The 1,510-nt window shown below is 61.7% G+C and carries 2 protein-coding genes and 1 pseudogene; all 3 read left to right on the top strand.

All coding sequences use genetic code 11. The annotated features are described in order from the left end of the window. Window positions 1-181, top strand: a pseudogene (locus tag AC1D1P_RS23070) (3'-5' exonuclease); the annotation flags it as partial. A 134-nt stretch (window positions 182-315) separates the two neighbouring features. After that, window positions 316-534: a hypothetical protein gene (locus tag AC1D1P_RS23075; RefSeq protein ID WP_477670988.1), complete on the top strand. Its 219-nt coding sequence runs from the start codon at window positions 316-318 to the stop codon at window positions 532-534. Window positions 535-595: 61 nt separating this feature from the next. After that, entirely contained in the window at window positions 596-1,384 is a 789-nt protein-coding gene (locus AC1D1P_RS23080) for a substrate-binding domain-containing protein (protein WP_477670989.1), read from the top strand. Window positions 1,385-1,510 lie beyond the last annotated feature (126 nt).

Here is a 1,510-nt window from a genome sequence, read left to right on the forward strand (position 1 = left end):
CCGCAAGGACATGGGCGTGCGCGGCGCCGTGGCCGTGATGTTCAACAAGCGCTTCCTCAAATCCAAGAAAGCCGCCACCTCCAACTGGGCCAATGAACGGCTGACGGAAGCGCAGATCATTTACGCGGCCAACGATGCCTATGGCGCGCTGCGGGTGTACAAAGCGCTGGGGCTGGGGTAGGCGCGGCCGCAATACGCTACCAAATTGATAGCTGGTCGCGCTTATCCACAAAGGATTTCAACCGATTTTTACTTAAAAATCCTGACGGCAAAAATTATCTTGATTTTTATCTTTATCTTTAGAAGGAAACAACCATGAAAACACTGTTCCCCCTGCTCGCCTGCGTCCTGATCTCCGGTTGCGCCGCCGAACTGGTCAGCGTCAATGAAAAGCAGATTGTGGTCAAAGCCCGCCCGTCGAAATTGGGCGAAGCCACCGACATCGCTGAAATGGAATGCCAGAAGCGCGGCCTGCATGCCCGGCTGGTGACAAAGCCGACCCCCGAGCAGTACGGGTTTGAGTGCGTGCGCTGAGTCACGCATCCACGCAGCAAGTCGAAGAAGTCGAAGAAGTCGAAGAAAGCGAGGAGATGGCATGCAACAACTTCTGAAGTTCTGCAGGATCTTTTGGCTGCTGCTGCCCGTGCTGGTGTGGCCCGGCGGCGGCGCTTGGGCGGCCGATATACATGTGATGACCTCGGGTGGTTTTACCGCCGCCTACAACGAACTGGTGCCGGCCTTTGAGCGTGCAACCGGGCACAAGGTCATTGCCGCTTATGGCGCGTCCATGGGCGACGCGCCGGACGCCATCCCGAACAGGCTGGCGCGCAAGGAGCGGGCCGACATCGTGATCCTGGCGGCGCCGGCGCTGGATGCGCTCGTGAGCCAGGGCAAGGTGCAAGCCGGCAGCCGGGTGGACCTGGTGCGCTCACTGATCGGCATGGTGGTACGCGCAGGTGCGCCCAAGCCGGACATCAGCACGGTCGACGCGCTCAGGCGCACGCTGCTGGACGCGCGGTCCATTGCCTACTCGGCCAGCGCGAGCGGTGTCTATATTTCGACCGAGCTGTTCCAGCGCCTGGGAATTTCCGCGCAGGTGGCAGGCAAAAGCACCAAAATACTCAGCGAGCGGGTGGGCAGCGTGGTGGCCCGCGGCGATGCCGAACTGGGCTTCCAGCAGGTCAGCGAACTGCTTCCGGTTCCGGGCATCGACTATGTGGGGCCGCTGCCGGATGAAGTGCAGCGCGTCACCGTGTTTTCAGCAGGCATTGCCGCCGATGCTGTCGAGCAGGATGCCGCACGTGCATTGATTCGTTTCTTTACCACTGCGGCGGCCGCGCCCGTCATCCGGAAAACCGGGCTGGAACCTGTCACCGCCCCATGATGGCGGGCCCTGCGGGCATCAGGGGTAGTAGAGTTGCTCCAGCCGCGCGGCTTCGGTGTAGATCGACGGCAGCGTGATGTTGCGGGCAACCAGGGCGGCAGCGCGCAAACCCACGCTGTAGCGCGC

The sequence above is a fragment of the Polaromonas sp. P1_E1_2 genome (assembly GCF_056406035.1).

Bases quoted from the DNA above. Each gene is read 5' to 3' on its own strand.
- AC1D1P_RS23075 (WP_477670988.1), top strand. From the start codon at position 316: ATGAAAACACTGTTCCCCCTGCTCGCCTGCGTCCTGATCTCCGGTTGC.
- AC1D1P_RS23080 (WP_477670989.1), top strand. From the start codon at position 596: ATGCAACAACTTCTGAAGTTCTGCAGGATCTTTTGGCTGCTGCTGCCC.